Annotated in this window: 17 protein-coding genes; 10 read left to right on the top strand and 7 right to left on the bottom strand. The window is 54.0% G+C overall.

Features of this window, described 5'->3' with window-relative positions; all coding sequences use genetic code 11:
• Positions 1-137 precede the first annotated feature (137 nt).
• From FEV53_RS13205 to FEV53_RS13215, 3 genes are all read right to left on the bottom strand, one after another.
• Positions 138-1,736, bottom strand: a complete 1,599-nt coding sequence (locus tag FEV53_RS13205; protein WP_142835293.1) for a tripartite tricarboxylate transporter permease — start codon at positions 1,734-1,736, stop codon at positions 138-140.
• The gene (locus FEV53_RS13210; protein ID WP_142835294.1) at positions 1,736-2,290 is read right to left on the bottom strand and encodes a hypothetical protein; all 555 of its coding nucleotides are present in this window, start codon (positions 2,288-2,290) and stop codon (positions 1,736-1,738) included. The genes FEV53_RS13205 and FEV53_RS13210 overlap by 1 nt, the downstream gene beginning before the upstream one ends.
• Positions 2,291-2,352: 62 nt before the next feature.
• Positions 2,353-3,303, bottom strand: coding sequence for a Bug family tripartite tricarboxylate transporter substrate binding protein (locus tag FEV53_RS13215; protein WP_185962200.1), 951 nt, complete (start codon positions 3,301-3,303; stop codon positions 2,353-2,355).
• A gap of 119 nt (positions 3,304-3,422) precedes the next feature.
• On the opposite strand from FEV53_RS13215, the gene FEV53_RS20900 reads away from it, so the two are divergent.
• From FEV53_RS20900 to FEV53_RS13230, 3 genes are read left to right on the top strand one after another with little or no spacing between them, the layout of a single operon-like run.
• Positions 3,423-3,914, top strand: coding sequence for a MarR family winged helix-turn-helix transcriptional regulator (locus FEV53_RS20900; RefSeq protein WP_281283490.1), 492 nt, complete (start codon positions 3,423-3,425; stop codon positions 3,912-3,914).
• Positions 3,911-5,077 (top strand): CaiB/BaiF CoA transferase family protein, encoded by a 1,167-nt coding sequence (locus FEV53_RS13225; protein ID WP_142835297.1) that lies wholly within the window; start codon positions 3,911-3,913, stop codon positions 5,075-5,077. The genes FEV53_RS20900 and FEV53_RS13225 overlap by 4 nt, the downstream gene beginning before the upstream one ends.
• A gap of 58 nt (positions 5,078-5,135) precedes the next feature.
• The gene (locus FEV53_RS13230) at positions 5,136-5,846 is read left to right on the top strand and encodes an IS6 family transposase (protein ID WP_142835298.1); all 711 of its coding nucleotides are present in this window, start codon (positions 5,136-5,138) and stop codon (positions 5,844-5,846) included.
• 160 nt (positions 5,847-6,006) lie between these two features.
• On the opposite strand, the gene FEV53_RS13235 is transcribed toward FEV53_RS13230, so the two are convergent.
• Positions 6,007-6,546 (bottom strand): recombinase family protein, encoded by a 540-nt coding sequence (locus FEV53_RS13235; protein WP_142835299.1) that lies wholly within the window; start codon positions 6,544-6,546, stop codon positions 6,007-6,009.
• A 257-nt stretch (positions 6,547-6,803) separates the two neighbouring features.
• On the opposite strand from FEV53_RS13235, the gene FEV53_RS22120 reads away from it, so the two are divergent.
• Genes FEV53_RS22120 through FEV53_RS13250 form a run of 3 tightly spaced genes read left to right on the top strand, consistent with a single transcriptional unit; the run spans position 6,804 to position 11,448 of the window.
• Positions 6,804-7,094 carry an integrase core domain-containing protein gene (locus FEV53_RS22120; protein WP_142835300.1) on the top strand — a complete coding sequence of 97 codons (291 nt, stop codon included), beginning with the start codon at positions 6,804-6,806 and terminating at the stop codon, positions 7,092-7,094.
• Positions 7,048-10,377 (top strand): hypothetical protein, encoded by a 3,330-nt coding sequence (locus FEV53_RS13245; RefSeq protein WP_142835301.1) that lies wholly within the window; start codon positions 7,048-7,050, stop codon positions 10,375-10,377. Before FEV53_RS22120 ends, FEV53_RS13245 begins: the two co-directional genes overlap by 47 nt.
• A 6-nt stretch (positions 10,378-10,383) precedes the next feature.
• Positions 10,384-11,448 (top strand): tyrosinase family protein, encoded by a 1,065-nt coding sequence (locus FEV53_RS13250; RefSeq protein ID WP_142835302.1) that lies wholly within the window; start codon positions 10,384-10,386, stop codon positions 11,446-11,448.
• Positions 11,449-11,783: 335 nt separating this feature from the next.
• Here the strand turns inward: FEV53_RS13250 and FEV53_RS13255 are convergent, their stop codons facing one another.
• The 3 genes from FEV53_RS13255 to FEV53_RS13265 all read right to left on the bottom strand — a co-directional run bounded on the left by FEV53_RS13255 (position 11,784) and on the right by FEV53_RS13265 (position 13,094).
• Positions 11,784-12,044 (bottom strand): BrnA antitoxin family protein, encoded by a 261-nt coding sequence (locus FEV53_RS13255; protein WP_142835303.1) that lies wholly within the window; start codon positions 12,042-12,044, stop codon positions 11,784-11,786.
• Entirely contained in the window at positions 12,031-12,303 is a 273-nt protein-coding gene (locus FEV53_RS13260; RefSeq protein ID WP_142835304.1) for a BrnT family toxin, read from the bottom strand. The genes FEV53_RS13255 and FEV53_RS13260 overlap by 14 nt, the downstream gene beginning before the upstream one ends.
• Before the next feature lie 461 nt (positions 12,304-12,764).
• Positions 12,765-13,094: an H-NS histone family protein gene (locus FEV53_RS13265; protein WP_142835305.1), complete on the bottom strand. Its 330-nt coding sequence runs from the start codon at positions 13,092-13,094 to the stop codon at positions 12,765-12,767.
• 256 nt (positions 13,095-13,350) lie between these two features.
• Here FEV53_RS13265 and FEV53_RS13270 point away from each other — a divergent pair, with 256 nt between their 5' ends.
• From FEV53_RS13270 to FEV53_RS13285, 4 genes are all read left to right on the top strand, one after another.
• The gene (locus FEV53_RS13270) at positions 13,351-14,313 is read left to right on the top strand and encodes an ArdC family protein (protein WP_142835306.1); all 963 of its coding nucleotides are present in this window, start codon (positions 13,351-13,353) and stop codon (positions 14,311-14,313) included.
• A gap of 157 nt (positions 14,314-14,470) precedes the next feature.
• Positions 14,471-14,854 (top strand): hypothetical protein, encoded by a 384-nt coding sequence (locus FEV53_RS13275; RefSeq protein WP_142835307.1) that lies wholly within the window; start codon positions 14,471-14,473, stop codon positions 14,852-14,854.
• Positions 14,851-15,360, top strand: coding sequence for a hypothetical protein (locus FEV53_RS13280; protein WP_142835308.1), 510 nt, complete (start codon positions 14,851-14,853; stop codon positions 15,358-15,360). The genes FEV53_RS13275 and FEV53_RS13280 overlap by 4 nt, the downstream gene beginning before the upstream one ends.
• A 166-nt stretch (positions 15,361-15,526) precedes the next feature.
• Positions 15,527-15,907, top strand: a complete 381-nt coding sequence (locus FEV53_RS13285) for a DUF3768 domain-containing protein (RefSeq protein WP_142835309.1) — start codon at positions 15,527-15,529, stop codon at positions 15,905-15,907.
• Positions 15,908-15,995 lie beyond the last annotated feature (88 nt).

The raw sequence follows: 15,995 nt of genomic DNA on the forward strand, positions 1-15,995 counted from the left end.
AAGCGGCTCAGAGCCCAAACTGACCGATTCTGCGGGATTGTATATGTTGGCAGTAGGGGACAACCTTTTTAGTGGCATGGTTAATGTTGGCGGATTTGAAAGCGCCTGCCTATCGGGCACAGCAGTGGCATCTATTGTTATGCCTGCGTGCTGCCGGACCGTTTCTGCCGCAGTCCGAGCACAACGGTCACAACGGATCCAGCCAGAAAAAAGATGGCGATCCAGCTGGAAAACAGGAAATAAGGATCTCCGCCCGTGGCCGAGAAGGCCTGACGCGCGCTGTTCTCAAGGCTTCCCCCCAAAACGAAAGCAATCACAAATGGCAAAGGCGACATGTCGACCTTGCGCATCAAATACCCCAAAATTCCAAAACCCAAGGTGAACCAAAGCGACTCCATGCTTGGTTCCTGGGCATAGACAGCCGTAAAGGTCAGCAGCAAAACAACCGGCAGCAAGGTTCGTTTGGGCACCCTCACCATGACAGTCGCAGCCCGCATGAACGCCCCGCCAAACGTCCAGTTGACGAAATTGGCAAACAGCATCGCAGTGAACAATCCAAATACAAGGACGAGCTCGGTGTTCACTACGCTTTCACTGAAGCGAAAGACCGAAGGTCCCGGGGTGAACCCCCCAATGGAATCCGTGGCGAGAATGATAAAGACCGCCGCCGCATTGCCTGGGATGCCCAAGCCAAGCACCGGAATCAGGTTCGATCCGGATACGGAACTGTTGGCGGCTTCAGTCGCGGCCACGCCCTCGATGGCCCCTTCCCCAAAAGCTGGCGCGCCTTCCGGGCGGCGACGCGCATAGCGCGCCCGTCCCAACTGGTAACCAAGCGCCGCTGCCAGCGTCGTTCCAATGCCGGGAAGGGCACCAATGATCGTGCCCACGAGGGATGACTGGCCGACATAGGGCGCAATGCGGAGGATTTCCGCGCGGGTTAAGCGCTGGTCTCCGTGGTCGATAATCCGTTCACGCGCTCCAAACAGATTGCTTTTGTGCCAGAGGTCTTCGTATTCCTTCAGGACCGCGCCGACGATCAATACCCCCAGAATTGCCGTCATAATGGAAAACCCGCCCGCCAAAGCGTCGGTTCCCAAAGACAGTCGTGGGTAGAAGTCCTCGCCACCCCCAATGAAAACAGCAATCAATCCCATCGCGACCGAAATCAGCCCTTTGGCAGGAGAGCCGCCGATAACTGCTGCAATAAAACTGAGCGAGAGGATCAGAAGCGCGGTCTTCTCGGGAAAATCCAGATGCCGCTCGACCATCAAGGCAACAAATGGCGCGCACACGAAAAGCGCAATGTCGGAAAACGTGTCACCAGAGACTGAGGACAGATGTGCGACCTTCAATGCCTTGCGGGACTGGCCCTTCTGCGTCAGAGGGTAGCCATCCAATGTGGTCATATAGGCATCCGGTGTCCCGGGGGTGTTGAACAGAATGGCTGGAACCGCCCCTCCGAGGGTCGCCCCTTTCATGATGCCGATCAGAAACCCCAAAACCGGCAGCAAGGCTTCGACGTTGTATCCAAAGAACGAAATCAGGATCGGAAGGGAGATCGCCATCGCCATCGGCCCGGCCAGACCGGGCGTTGCGCCAACCAAGATGCCAGTGACCACGCCAGCAAAGACCATCACCAGCGTCAGTGGGATTGGAACGCCGAGCAGCTCGAAAGCGGCCGGGCCAAAAATGACCGCCTGCATCCCGGCGACGACGTAGTCCAGAGGCTGCATCAATAGTCACCGTTGGGTGGCAGCAACAGATCGTCAAATGGCACGTCGACGAGCATAATCAAAATGAGTGTCGCCGCGACAGCAATAATGACGGTCCGCGCCCGCAGGCATCCGGCGGATAAAGACGCCATCCCAACAATCATTGTGACACCGCCAAAGAAATAGCCGATGTATTTCCACGGGAAGGTTTCTCGTACCAGACGGTACTCGGTTTCTGCGGCGCCGAAACCTTCAGCTACAAGCAAAGCGCCCGGGCCTGCGTACCGCATCGTAAAAAGACTTAGGATAATGACTGAAACGATTGCGCCAGTATGCAAAAATGGCGCCAACGTCACTTCGTTGTCAAAACGCTTGCGCGGCTCGATCAGCAGAAGCGCGCCGCCGATTGCCAGCAGGGTAAACGCGATGGTCGGCGCAAGTGCGTCGCCGATACTGACTTGCCGGCGGACGCGAACGATCAGGCCGGTGCCCGTGTCCTGAGGGACCCAAAGGAACAACCCGACCAGCGCCAAAAGCACCGCGCCACTCCCGATATAGATGTTTAATCGGTACATCCGGCATTCCTCACAACGATGTTGGCCGCGCCGGCCTCAGCTGGCACGGTCCAGAGGCAACACTACTCGGACGCCGCCTGCATCAGTTCCTTGGCGGATACGAAGCTGTCGTCGATAAAGGTTTGGAGCGCCTCACCCGAAATGGCCTCACCGCCTCCAAAATTTGCCTGGAGCAGCGCGCCCGCTTTCGTGGTCTCGTCCAGCACAATCTCCGAGATTGATTGGGCCAACTGGGCCTGCGCCGCGCTGTCCATGTCCTTTGGTCCAAAGTACATGAAATAGATATCGAGGTTGTAGGGCACGCCGAGATCAGCCAACAACGGGGCATCCGGCGTCAGGTTCAGCGGGCGTGACATGCCCGAAACGAGCTCTACCAATTCGCCCGCTTTGACACCTTTTGAATGCGCCCCCGCAACAAATCCTGCATCAAGATCGCCCGCATAGAGCGCGTTTATCATTCCGCTTCCGCCCTGTACCATCGTAATATTCATGTCGATGCCCGCTGCTTTCCCCAGCAGATAGGTCACGTCAGCGATTTTTGGGGTGATGGCGCCAACTCTCAAAGTCTCGCCGGACTTGGCAGCCTCGACGAAATCATCGAAGGTTTCCCAACCTTTGGAGGCGGGCACGACGAACGCAACCTCAGCCAGCGTCGTAGTGACAATCGGGGTCACATCATCCGGTGTCATGCCTGCGGTTCCGTCTGCCATGCCGTAGTCAAGTGCTTCGGAAATACCTATGCCAAAGACGGTGCCATCTGTCGGTGCATCCTGCATTTCTTTTGCCATGATAAGCCCCGCTTTCCCGGGCGTATTTTGCGGCGTGATCGTCCAGCCGAAGCGGTTCTCCAGTTCTTCTGCAATCAGCCGCGCCTGACTGTCTGAGCCTCCTCCGGGCGGAAACGCGATGTGCATCGTTATTGGCCCTGGAGGAGTCCAGTCTTCTGCGAGACTCGCCGTCGCTGCTATGGAATAGCCAAGCGCAATTGCTCCAATAGCGAGAAGCTTTTTCATGGTAGTTCCTCCCAAAATCTCCATGTTGGAGCGGTACCAGTATAAAACCGGACATGTCAACCTTTTGCTGGACATGTCCGGTATATGCACGTATTGAACTATCACACGAAGGATCACCTATGGAGCAAAAACATCCAAAACCGTTCGACACGACTGAGCCCCTTCAGGAATCTGTGACGTTCAAAATATCCCGTCTCAGTCAGAGACATGCATCTCAGGCTTCGAGGGTTTTAAGGGAATTATCGGGCCCGCCGCTTTCGGAATGGCGGGTCCTGATGCTGCTGGCCACCTACGGGCCCGGTACGGCCGCAGAAATCGCGAGATATCTGCAAAGCGATGACTCTTTGATCAGCCGAACCGTCAAAACGATGCAGGGCAAGGGTCTATTGCACAGCACGCCCGACCCGAAGGATCGCAGAGCCAGCAGGCTCTCCCTCAGCCAGGAGGGAAGCGATCTCTATGAGCGGATGCGACCAAGCATGCACCGTCGCCGGGTCGCCGTTCATGATGCTCTCAGCGAAGATGAGCGGAATACGTTAAACGCGCTGTTGGCCAAACTGGACAGGCGCATGGATGAAATTGATGAGGACTTACAGAGGTTCAATGAATGACGAGCACGCGCCCCCACGTTTCGCAGTTGCCACTTGAAGGCATAAGAGTTCTTGATCTGACCCATGTCATCGCTGGCCCGATGGCAACTCATCAATTGTGCATGATGGGGGCCGAAGTGATCAAAGTCGAACGTCCGGGGGAAGGCGACGGAATGCGGGCGCTGCGCACACAACCAGACCAAAATGGGGTGCCACCAGCGTTCCGTGCCCTGAACGCTGGAAAAAAGTCGGTCACGCTGGACCTAAAAGTTGCAAAGGACCGCGATCATCTGCTCGCATTGGCCAGCTCGTGCCAAGTATTCGTCGAAAACTTCAGACCCGGTGTCGCTAAGCGCCTCGGCTTATCTGCAGGTGATATCCGGCGCGTTCGCCCCGATGTGATCTACTGCTCCATTTCGGGCTGGGGGCAAACCGGAGAACTGTCTGCCTTACCGGCCTACGATCATGTCATCCAGGCCGCCACGGGAATGATGGCGATGCAGGGCTCAGAGGGCCCACCGGTCAAAGTCGGTTTCCCGGTTGTCGATACGGCAACGGGCATGTCGGCAGCCACTGCTATTCTGGCGGCTTTGTTGCGCCGCGCAAAAGGCGACACATCGGACGTCGAAATCGATGTTTCCATGGTCGACAGCGCGATGCTGCTGATGGCAACCGTCTATGCGCAGACAATCGCGACAGATGCCGCGCCCCCCCGCGTGGGCAATCGAGGATTTGTCGGCAGTCCGGGCGCGAGCACCTTCGAAGCCGCTGATGGCTATGTGTCGATTGCCGCCAATACAATGGGTCAGTTTCGAACATTGTGCAGCATCGTGGGCCGAGCGGACTTGGCACTGCCGCCCTACCTGCCAGACGGATTGTCCGACACCGATTTCTTGTTCAACCTTGCCAGCCCCGAACTTGGCTCTGAATTGTCAGCCGAAATTCGAAAACTGGAAGCAGCCGAGTTCGAAAGAGCGCTCATCGCGGGGGGCGTTGCAGCCGCGCGTGTTCGTGATCTTCACGAGTTTTTGACAGAGTTGTACCACAAGACACCAAGCTTGAATGTTCCTGAAGAACCAACGGCTCTTATGCCTGGTTTTCGCAGCGAAGGCGCTCTTAAAAAGGAAAGTTGTTACGCGCCACTGCTGGGTGAACATACAAAAGTAACGCCTGAAACTGCTTGACGTCTCCAAGAGGGATTGCCAACTTGCAGACGCGCCCGAGGGTGTTTAGCCGGTCGCCATGAATGTACCAGCTGAGATGCCGCGCCTGAAGGGCTATCGTTTTCCCCGTGAAGTCGTCGCCTATGCCGTTTGGGCCTATCATCGGTTCGCGCTGAGCACGGCGGATATAGAGGATCTGCTCGCCGAGCGAGGCGTCATCGTCAGCCGGGAAGCCGTTCGGAAATGGGTGAACCGGTTTGGTCGGCATTTCGCGCATTGCATCAAGCGCGACCGGCCCGCAGCGTCAGATAAGTGGCACCTCGATGAGGTCGCCGTCCCGATCAACGGCATCAAGATGTGGTTATGGCGGGCCGTGGACGGGAACGGCGATGTGCTCGACATTCTGGTGCAGCCGAGGCGGAACGCCAAGGCAGCCAGGCGGTTTCTGAAACAGTTGATCGCCCGGTTTGGCCAGCCTCGCGTTATCGTCACGGACAAATTGCGCAGCTATATCAAACCGATCCGCCAGCTGGCTCCAGACGCAGATCACCGGGCTCATAAGGGCCTGAATAATCGTATTGAGGGCTCGCACCGACCAACGCGGAAACGAGAAAAGCTCATGGGCCGGTTCAAGTCGGTCGGGCAAGCGCAGCGCTTCCTCTCCGCCCATGACCAGATCAATGTGATATTCAGACCCCGCCGCTACCGACTTTCAGCCATCTCTTACCGCCACGCCAGATCAGATGCCTTCGATCTGTGGCGCAGCTACGCCCTCGAAATGACCGCGTGATCGGATCCGCGTAGGACTTTTACAATCGGTGCAGTACAAGTTGGCAATCCCCCCGCGCCGCCTCTATCCGAGGCGTCATTTCTACCATCGACAATTTGTTAGTTTTGACGAGCTTGCAACGGGGCTTTATCGTAAAGACCAATATCCGCAATGACCCAACTTACCTCACCCTCTTCACAGTTGCCGAACTGACTTTAAATATCGCCGCAATGTCTTTGACCGCGCGGCCTTCAGCTTTCATGCGCAGAACTTCTCCTCGCTGATCAGGTGTCAGCGCTGGGGGTCTTCCCCCAACACGACCTTTCGCGCGGGCAGATTTCAGACCCTCCAGGGTGCGCTCGCGGATGCGTTCCCGCTCAAACTGTGCGATGGACGCAAAGACATGGAAGACCAGGCGGCCGGCTGGGGTCGTGGTGTCGATGTCTTCGGCCAGGGACCGAAATCCAGCGTCCTTGGCTTCGATGTTTGCGACGATGTCGAGCAGCTTGGGGAGAGATCGTGCTAAACGATCATACTTAGCCACGAGGACAACATCGCCGACCCGAAGTTGATCCAGCAAGCGGTTGAGCTCGGGCCGCGCTTTAGCGGTGCCGCTGATTTTCTCAGAAAAGATCCGCTCCGCGCCCGCCGCCTTCAGCGCGTCCAGTTGAGCATCAAGGTTCTGCTCCTCTGTTGAAACTCTGGCGTATCCGACGATCATGTTTTGACGGTATCAGAAACGTCTCAAAATACAAAAGGTTTTGCACCGGGGTTATGATCCAAAGAATGCCCTTGTGTCGTTGGAGGGCGTGAGAGGGATCAAAACCGACCGTTTTTTCACCCGCTTCGATTATTTTTTGTATTTGGATCAAAATTATGCTAATTTAGTGCTTTAAGAATTTGATTCCTTGAAAACTGGATCGATTGAATCTGGATTTTTCCGCTAGATCTCCCTGGCTGGGAGAGGAGCGGAATAGCATGAAAGCATCGAGGTTCAGCGATGCCCGCGAAAATCTGGAGGATTGGTGTAGACACTACAACGAGGTCAGACCCCATAGGGCGATCAGATACAACGTCCCGATTGCCCTGCACTATCCCAATGGCGTCACCAGCCCGTCATCGTGCAGGAGGCGGAGAAATATAGTTCCAGGCGACCCAGAGTTGGGGAGTATTGAAAGTAATATTATTACTTCTGCGAGCAGTAGACTTTTTGGAGAGCAATATGAAACTTACAGCGTATTTAGTTGCAACAGATGCAGGAGATATTGAAAGTCAGTGGGTTTCTCTGTGGGTTGCAAGTGGAAATTTTACACCTGCAGTAACTGATAAAGAGCTTTTTGACGCTTCATCCCGTTTGGGACATTCACGATCGGACAAGTTTGGCGTGGTTGAGTTTAGAGTTCCAAGCAATTGGTCGCAGAATGTTGTCGCCCTTTTTGTTACAATCCATAAACGACAAGGTGATCCGATCAAAATCGCATGGGAAAACGCAACTAATCCAAACGAAATCACAATATTAATAGACAAGCTTCCGAACACTATCCCTAAAAAACGGGATTTTTGCGATTTTTACTTGGAAGACTGCGAGCTCGTGAATGAACAAAGATTTGTGCAGTTTGTTCGACTAGGTGTTCTGGACAAAGATACTGGTGAAGTACGACCACCCCATGTATCAAAATTCAATATCGTTGAAACAAAGCCTCTTACTGAAGCCGAAATTGCAGAGCTGAAGGAAGCGCAAACAAAAGCAGTTGATGACTGGTCCCCTTCATCGAAAGATGCTGTTGCCACTCCAGCAGTTGGTCACGCACAAGATGCGCAAGTCGAAGAGTTAAGCTCCCGAGTGGCACGCTCAGCGGGGAAAACCTCAGCTCAATCCGAGATGCAAGAGACCGTGCGAATGGTTGGGGAACCGGCTCTCACCTTAGAGGAGTTTAGCCGCGTTCCAATTCCAACACCTGCGACAATGCAGTTAACGGGAACAATGGTGCAGGCTAATTATATGCGTCATACCTTGTCAGCACTCGCAACAGCGTATGGTGCGATCAGAGATACCGTTCCAGTGCGGTATGAAATGGATTGTGACAACCCCATCGACTGGGATTTAACGCCAACGATCCGCCAAGCATGCGAGCCGTACTTTTTACATGCGATACATTTTTCTCAACGGGTTAAATATAAAGGCCCTTGCGCTGGAAAGGTTACATACACCTCGACGCTCTTGCCATGCCAAGAAAAGCAGATTGCTACTGTTAGCTGGAAACGAAACGAAGGAACTTCCCGTTCAGAAGAAAGAACGGCTATCGAGCGTTTAAGCAGTACGATGTCGCGCTCCCGAGACATTGAGGACATACAAAAGGCAACTGTTCGAGAAGCGATGAAAGGGAATTCCACTTCAAGTACGGCAAGTATTTCTGCAAGCGTAAGCGCGCCACTAGGAAGCCTTCCAGTTAATGTAGGTGTATCGGGTGGTTTTTCAAAAACTAAATCCTCTGCGTCTCAGAATTCAAGTAGAGACATGACCGCCCAAGCCAGCCAAAAATTGCGTGATAATTCGTTTCAGGCGGCTGAATCTCTTCGCTCACAAACCGTTACTGTTACCCACGAAGTTTCGCAAGAAGAAGCAGTTTCTGCCGTGACAGAGAATATAAAGAACTACAATCGAATGCACGCCATGCATCTCGTTGTGAAGGAAGTGAACAGTCGATACGAAATTGAACACCTTCCTGTCGGCGTTGTTCCGACGGTTGCAATTCCGTTTGTCGCTTCAATGTTTGACGAGTTAAAAGTTCTTCGCTGGAGAAAATACCTTGAGCCAGCGGTGCATTACTCACTCATTCCTGCATTTGATGCGATTGAGCGCATAATGAACCAATATGCCAGTTCATCGTTGCCTCAAGGAAGGTTCGCAGACGCAACATTAAACGATATTTATGGAACAGTTGAAGCTGAATTTCGGATCGCGTCTCCTGATTTAGGTCAATTTGGAGCACCACAAGCAAACCAAACCATTTCTGATTTGATAAAAGACAGATGGGGATGGTTCGGTATTATTCACGCTGAAAAACTACTAGATCGTTGGGAGAAAATCCAAGAAGGACGAGCAGAGTATTATCAAAAACATATTGCTCCACTTCTCGCGGCAAAACTTGCTAAACATGTCTATGTTCGTGCGCGAAACAAAAATCATACCCCAATTAATTTACCCATTGATTCAACGGCACTTACGAAACTGAACAATGACGGTTTCATCAAGGTTGCGTTTAATTTGAACGGCTCAATAAATCATATTAAACGCTCCGATATAGCCTATTTGGAATTTTATCTTGCGGATGAGACGGGAAATGAGGTGTCTCTTGGCGACGTGTTGCCAGAAGGTTCACAAGTGATTTTCCATTCTGGGGAATTTGAATACTCCACAGATTTTAGGAATGATCTTCTGTTTTCCTCTAATCGGATAAGAGATGATTTGGATTTAGGAGACACTGTCCTGGTGAGAACTCCGTTAAGTCCGAGTGAGCTCGAGGACCCAGTTGAAACAGATATCATCCTTAGAGACCGGTTGCTTCAAGTGCTCAATACAAATCTGGTTAGCGCGACAGAGGCCATTTTACAGCAGCTCGCTCAAAATGAACCATCCCATCTAAATATGTTATTGGATGCGATTAAAGTTCCCAACGACCCAAGCAGAACTGTCAGAGATATTATAGGAAACTTCGTCGGGGTCAGTGATTGTGCCCTTCTCTTCGAATTAGCGCCTGGATTTGATGAATTAACGGATGGAATGATTGATCTCGAAGATGGTGAAACGCTACTCGACCACTACACTTCAGACACGCCGATTCAACCAACAACTGTTTCAGTTCCTACTGGCGCAGTGCACATGGAAGCCTATTTGGGCAAGTGTATTCTTCGTGAGAAAATTGACCACTCCCGCGCCGTGGACTGGGATGCGCCGTGTGAAAGCAATATTACCCCCATTAATCCCGTTTCCACTGACACTCGCCGCGCTGACCCCGCCGACACAACACCAACAGATTTCTCTCAACCGATAATTAATATGCAGGCCGTGCCAGCCGCACCTGATTATCAGGGGACATCTGCGTTGATATCGGCGATTACTCAGCCCGATATTTTTAGAGATATTACTGGCCTTGACGGAACGCAAAAGAACACGATTGAAGCATTCAAGGAGGCTCTAAAATACGCTGATGGTGCAAGGTCAGAGGTCGCGCTTGCAGCTTCACGTATGGCTGAGCGCGAACAAGGTGTGAAGAATGTTGATCGTCTTGGCTCGCGTCTAAAAGATGCTGTGGAGGCGGGCCTAATAGACAAAGAGGAGGCTAAAAAAGTATATGGTGAGCAATTAAAAAGGGCATTGGGTGGTGTGCCTGAAAGAAGTGTACCAGTGTCTAACAATATGCCAAAACATAGCCAATTAGTTGACACACTAATTGACGCATTTGGCCTTTCAAATGTTGACAGCGAATCTTCTGAGAATGCTTCCGAAGATGCGCTTATCTTCAGCTCAGGCCAGCATCATAGTTTGTGAGGTTTTATGATAATTCGTCAAAATATTAAAGACTCGAACGTTGCAAAGATGTTTCAAACCAACTTCATCAACAATCTTGTTGTAAAAAAGCCAAATGCGAGGCAGCAAGCGTTCATAGACAATTTTTTTGATAGTCCCATCGACCCGACGACTAGTATTTCAACAGAAGTGCCTTCGCTTTCAAATGTAATAGGATCTGGCCAGCAGCAAGTAGGAAGCTTTTTGGGAGAAAAATATACTAAGGTGACGTGTATTCACTATTTTGTATTACTACACAAAGTTGCCAAAAGACATCATAACTCTGAAAACTTTCTACCCTGGCATAGAGCTTTTTTAGCCGAATTTGAAGAAGATTTAGGGATGCCGTTACCCTATTGGGCTTGGTTTGACGAAAGTGGGGTAAATGATGTTCCAATCGAGCTGACCCTTTCAGAGCTTCAGAAAACAGCTGCGGATTTAGGTGAAACCAACTATTTTGCAAACTTGAAAAGATTTAACCCTGATGGAAAGCTCGGCTCTCTATCGAAGGAAATTCAGCGCTTTTTCAAAGGTTTTTTGCAAGATGCAATTGCAAACAATACTGGTGTTATTTGGTTTAGTGACGATTCATCAAAGCCTGCATTTTCAGACTCCATTGAGCAAGGTACAGGTTCTATTTCGCCAGGTGGAATGCATAATGCAATTCATGGAATGGTTGGGCGTTCTTCAAGTCCGAACACGTTGGGGCATTTATCACGAATTGCAGAATCTCCTTTTGACCCAATCTTCTGGTTGCATCACGCATATATTGACAAAATTTGGGCTAATCTTGATCAATTGTTTGCATTTTGGGATCAATTCTTCCCTCTGGAGAGTGGAACCAGAATGGCTAGCTTATATAAAGGTTATCCCAACTTTAACTATCCAAGCATTAACCCATTACCGTCGGGGGATTTGCCTCCGACTATCAAATCATCGAGTAACCTACGTTCAATTGCGACTTTAGACTATAATTATGATCATTCTTGGTTGGATCTTTGGATTAAACAAGCCCCAGGTTTTAAACCCCTTGTAGACCATATTGAGCCCTAATCTCAGTAGTAAAAAAGTTGGAAGTGTAGCTTAATCCGTGCAATGCGCTTTGGTTCAGCTCAAAGTATGCAAAAAATCCCCCTTGCCCACGCCCGCCAATAAGCTAGCGTTAATAGTGGTTTGAAGCCCTTTTGAACCTCCGCTCGTAAGATCGAATAGGAGGTTCTATGATTTTATGTTTTGGGGTTGAGGAGTATCTTGAGGGGTTGCTAGCAGACGGTATTTCGGCTCGCCCCGATTTCCAAACCGACTCATAAGATCGGGAATTCCAATTGGAGTTCTCGGATCATTTCCCACCCCTAGATCTAATTCACCATAACGAACATTCTGCGTCGTCACTGGCGATGCGCATCGTAGTAGGATCGCAAGACGGCGTTCATGCGGGCCTGGTAGCCTCTGCCTTGCTGTTTGAACCACTCGACGACGTCGCTGTCGAACTTCGCGGTGACTTGGGTCAGGTTGCGCGCCACAGGCATCACCACTTTAGCGGTCGACCAGAAATCTTCAGTCAATTCGGGCTGGTCTGAAAAATCGATATCCTCGTCCTCCAGCGCGGCCAGCTCTTTCGGGGACAGGGGTCTGTCATATTTTGGCATAGTAAAGCGCCCTTTCTTTCCGCGAGGCCCGCCGTGCTGAGATCAGGCGCGTTCGCCCATCTCTGGCGGTGTGGACAACGGTCAGCACGACGACGTTCTCGACGATGCCCAGAGAGATGGTGCGTGTTTCCCCGTAGTCTCTGCGGTCGTCGACACGATCCAAACGGGGGTGATCGAAAATCTGGATGGCCAGCTCGAAACTGACTCCGTGTTTCTCGATGTTCCGTTGGTTCTTCTCGTCATCCCACTCAAACTGCATTTGCAATGCCTAACGTAATTACTTTTATAATTATAGCAAGCGTTCCTTTCCGAACCCAGCACCCGGCCCTGTGTGTCGCGGAGCCGTCACCGGGGTTAACCTTCAGACCCCGTACAGGTCACCCACATTCTGTCGCAGCGGTTCGTCCAAATGACGATCTACCTGATCTCGTAGATTTGGACGTTCGCTTCGAAGCAGCTGAGGCGACGTCGACCTTGACCATCCAAGGATAAGGATCGGGCCTCTGCACTACAGGACCGACAAAGAGCCCCCGTGGAGAGAGCAGCGATCATCTCAAGCGAAACCGGCAATCTCATAACGGGCGAGTTGTTGGACCGAACGTCCAACGGAAGGACGCTGATCCGCTCTGCGGGCGCCATGGTCCGGGACGGCCGCGAAGTCACTGTCGTACAGTTCATGTCCGCGGCCCGAAAGGGTCAATCAGTTCCGTGATCCGGAGATCAGGCCGCGATCAGGAAGTCGTCGAGCGACTGTCCAGATTCCAGAGCCTCTGCAATCCAGCGCGGCTTGCGACCGCGACCGCTCCAGGTCAAAGACGGGTTTTCCGGATGGCGATATTTCGGCGGCAGGGCAGGGCGGGTTTTCGGGCCATTGGTCTCCGCCATAAGCTGATTGAGATCAAACCCATGGTCCTTTGCTGCTAATTGCGCGGCCTTCAGAGCTTCCGCGCGCTTGCGGTCTTCAAACCCGTCAATTGCTCTGGTGACGGCCTTTTGGAGAGCCTTCAATTCCTGAAGATCCATTCCGTCGAGATCGAAGTCTTTGGTCATGTAATTTACCTGGTTCATTCGAGAGACCCGGAGCGGGTCTTTGCATCGTCTGGATAAGTGCCACAGATCGCTGATTAGAAAAAGGGTGCCCGGAATTGGCCGCAGACTGTCGCCGGAGGTAATCCTGTAAACGGGTGCCTTTGGCGGCCGGACGGCTCAGGAGCGGGGGCCGCGCTTTGGCCTGGCAGTCGGGCTGGGAGAGGGAAAAGCCAGCTTTCTGTCTTTGGGACATGAAACCCGAAGACAGGAGGGGCCCATGGGAACCTGCGGCAAAACCGATCCGGCGACGGAAATCACCAACGAAATCATCGCGCTTCTGCAGACAGGCACAATGCCCTGGCGGCGCCCGTGGAAAATCGCCGGTGGCGGGATGCCGCTGCGCTCGACCGGCGACGCCTATCAGGGGATCAATGCCTTCCTTCTGGGGATCCGCGCCGCAATCCACGGTTACAGCTCGCCCTATTGGCTGACCTTCCAGCAGGCCAAAAAGCTCGATGCCCATGTGCGCAAGGGCGAGAAGTCCTCGCTGGTGGTTTATTATGGGACCGCCCGGAAACGCCGGGAAAGCGCGGATGGAGATGCCGGCGGCGAAGGCGAGGGGCAGGAGGCCGCAGTGGACAGCGACGGCTACCGCTTTCTGAAGTCCTACCGCGTCTTCAACGCCGCCCAGATCGAGGGGCTGGAGGCGGAGTGGCACCCGGAGCCGGAAGCGATGCCGAAAGCGGGAGCTGAGCCGATCCCGGAACTGCAAGAGTTCTTCGAGGCGATCGATATCGAGACACGGTTCGGCGGCAATCAGGCCTGCTATATTGCGGATCTCGACCTGGTTCGAATGCCGGAATTCGAACGGTTCGACTCCGCAAATCTGTTCTACGCGACATGGGCACATGAATTATCCCATGCCACAAAATCGCCGGGCAGGCTGAACAGAAGCTTTGGCGCGTCTTCCTTTGGAAATGAGCCTTATTCGAAGGAGGAGATTTGTGTGGAGTTCGCGGCGGTTCTATTGGGTCAAAGGCTCGGCTTTACCGGTGATCATATCGAAAATCACGCAGCTTATATCGGCTCTTGGCTCAAAATTCTTGGAGGGGATCGGCGGTTTCTGTTCACCGCCGCCGCCCACGCCCAGCGCGCCGTCGACTATCTCGTGGCAGCCTCGGAGTCCGGGCGCAAGGCGCAAGATCCTCTGACGTCAGATCGGGTCACCGAGGCTGCCTGAGACCGATCATCAGGATCGCGCAACCGGGGACCTGCCCGGGAGGCTGACGGGAGCACCCGGACGTCAACGGCATCGCAGCGAGGAAGAGCTCCCGGCCCGAGAGGGGAAGGGGGCTTTTTTCCGTGTGGTTTTCACATTTTGGGAAAGGAACCACGCCATGTCCAAAACCACCCTCGTTCACACAAAGCGGCTGTCCCCGACGCATATCCGGGAACTCCACGTCTATTACGAGCCCGGCCGGATCAACTATCTGACCTACGCCCAGAAGCCGAAGGGCATCTATTTCGATGCCAGGGTCTTTCAGCAAGCGCAGGGACAGAGCTTCAAGGTCCACTCGATCCGGCCCTGCCAATCCGACCCCGGCGGATCGGGCTACCTGCTTGTCGCGCCTCTGACCACCTATCGCCCCTCGCTGCTGAAGGCCGTGCAGGCGCGCGTGGAAGAGACGGCAGAGCGGCTGCACGCGCTCTGCGATCGTCGCGGAGACGCCGCCTTTGCCGAGCTGAAAGCGCTCCTGTGCCTTGAGGAGGGCGTGTCATGAAGACGTGGATTCTGCGGGAACTGCGCGGCGCCGCCCAGAGATGGTGGGCCCATCAGGCGCTGCGGGATGCGGGCGAGGTGGCCGAGGCACGCCGACGCGAACATGGCAAAATTCGCTCAGATATGGAGATCATCCGCAACGCCCTCTCGACGACCGGGGCCTATATCTCGGTCGGGCGCGGCGGAGCCTATGTTCACTTCGGGCAGGGCTGCACGCTGTCCCATCCAGGGGGGCTGGAACATCTGGCCACGGCCCGGGTTCTCAGGCGCGCAGGCCTTCCCCTGATCGACACGACCACGGTGGACAGGCCGGAACGGATCATGTCGCTGCCAATGGTGGCGGTGGGACGGGAGCCAGACCTGCCCCCGTGGCACGCTCTCAGCTACGTGCCGCTCTCGGCCTATGCCGCCCGGGCAATCAAGCTGGGCGCGCGGGTGGAGTCCCTCGAGACCCTCGAAGAGGGGACGGTTGAGACTGAGGGGGAGGTGCGTGAGGATGCCCCCTGATCGGGAGAGCCACAGGCTTCGCGGGGATCTTCGTCCTCGCGGGCCTCCTGGCCCGTTGGCACACCCGGTCCCTTGTAACAGCCCTATCGCCCATCCTTGGCGTCGCCCTTCGAGAGTGAAGAGGCGGCGCCTCGTCGTGGTGGTTTCAGATGAGAGGAGAGAGACCATGACCGACACCCTGACCGAAATCGATCCCCGGAAGGTGGCCAGCCAGAATGATGCGTTCCGCCGCCATGTCTGTCTTGGAGCCGCTTGGCCGGAAGGGATCCCGGCGCTTGAGGGCCAGATGGTGATGACGCCGGGCGTGAGGGCTTTGGGACGGCTCGCCGTCGAGGCCTGCCGCCCGATGGTCGGGAGGGCTGCGGAGTTCGATCCGGACAATGATCCCGATGGCTATCACGATTTCGGCGCGGTCGAAGTGTTCGGCACGAAGGTCTGGTGGAAACTCGATGCCCATGACCGGAATTACGCATTCGGGTCGGACGACCCCTCCGATCCGGACCAGACGGCGCGGGTCCTGACGCTGTTGCTCCCCGGCGAGTGGTGAGGTCGCGCAGAGCGCTTCTGCCGCGCTGACCAGAAGGGTCCCTCCTCGAGAGAGAAGAGGGGCCTTTCTGTCTTTGGGACCATCAGGA

It is taken from the genome of Palleronia caenipelagi, assembly GCF_007004065.1.
Lineage (GTDB): Bacteria > Pseudomonadota > Alphaproteobacteria > Rhodobacterales > Rhodobacteraceae > Palleronia > Palleronia caenipelagi.

What these genes read in the sequence shown, in the direction of transcription:
- FEV53_RS13275 (WP_142835307.1), top strand. Translation starts at nt 14,471, where the DNA reads ATGTCCAAAACCACCCTCGTTCACACAAAGCGGCTGTCCCCGACGCAT.
- FEV53_RS13285 (WP_142835309.1), top strand. Translation starts at nt 15,527, where the DNA reads ATGACCGACACCCTGACCGAAATCGATCCCCGGAAGGTGGCCAGCCAG.
- FEV53_RS13265 (WP_142835305.1), bottom strand. Translation starts at nt 13,094, where the DNA reads ATGACCAAAGACTTCGATCTCGACGGAATGGATCTTCAGGAATTGAAG.
- FEV53_RS22120 (WP_142835300.1), top strand. Translation starts at nt 6,804, where the DNA reads ATGAAAGCATCGAGGTTCAGCGATGCCCGCGAAAATCTGGAGGATTGG.
- FEV53_RS13230 (WP_142835298.1), top strand. Translation starts at nt 5,136, where the DNA reads ATGAATGTACCAGCTGAGATGCCGCGCCTGAAGGGCTATCGTTTTCCC.
- FEV53_RS13210 (WP_142835294.1), bottom strand. Translation starts at nt 2,290, where the DNA reads ATGTACCGATTAAACATCTATATCGGGAGTGGCGCGGTGCTTTTGGCG.
- FEV53_RS13215 (WP_185962200.1), bottom strand. Translation starts at nt 3,303, where the DNA reads ATGAAAAAGCTTCTCGCTATTGGAGCAATTGCGCTTGGCTATTCCATA.
- FEV53_RS13205 (WP_142835293.1), bottom strand. Translation starts at nt 1,736, where the DNA reads ATGCAGCCTCTGGACTACGTCGTCGCCGGGATGCAGGCGGTCATTTTT.
- FEV53_RS13260 (WP_142835304.1), bottom strand. Translation starts at nt 12,303, where the DNA reads ATGCAGTTTGAGTGGGATGACGAGAAGAACCAACGGAACATCGAGAAA.
- FEV53_RS13245 (WP_142835301.1), top strand. Translation starts at nt 7,048, where the DNA reads ATGAAACTTACAGCGTATTTAGTTGCAACAGATGCAGGAGATATTGAA.
- FEV53_RS13255 (WP_142835303.1), bottom strand. Translation starts at nt 12,044, where the DNA reads ATGCCAAAATATGACAGACCCCTGTCCCCGAAAGAGCTGGCCGCGCTG.
- FEV53_RS13250 (WP_142835302.1), top strand. Translation starts at nt 10,384, where the DNA reads ATGATAATTCGTCAAAATATTAAAGACTCGAACGTTGCAAAGATGTTT.
- FEV53_RS13280 (WP_142835308.1), top strand. Translation starts at nt 14,851, where the DNA reads ATGAAGACGTGGATTCTGCGGGAACTGCGCGGCGCCGCCCAGAGATGG.
- FEV53_RS13235 (WP_142835299.1), bottom strand. Translation starts at nt 6,546, where the DNA reads ATGATCGTCGGATACGCCAGAGTTTCAACAGAGGAGCAGAACCTTGAT.
- FEV53_RS13225 (WP_142835297.1), top strand. Translation starts at nt 3,911, where the DNA reads ATGACGAGCACGCGCCCCCACGTTTCGCAGTTGCCACTTGAAGGCATA.
- FEV53_RS20900 (WP_281283490.1), top strand. Translation starts at nt 3,423, where the DNA reads ATGGAGCAAAAACATCCAAAACCGTTCGACACGACTGAGCCCCTTCAG.
- FEV53_RS13270 (WP_142835306.1), top strand. Translation starts at nt 13,351, where the DNA reads ATGGGAACCTGCGGCAAAACCGATCCGGCGACGGAAATCACCAACGAA.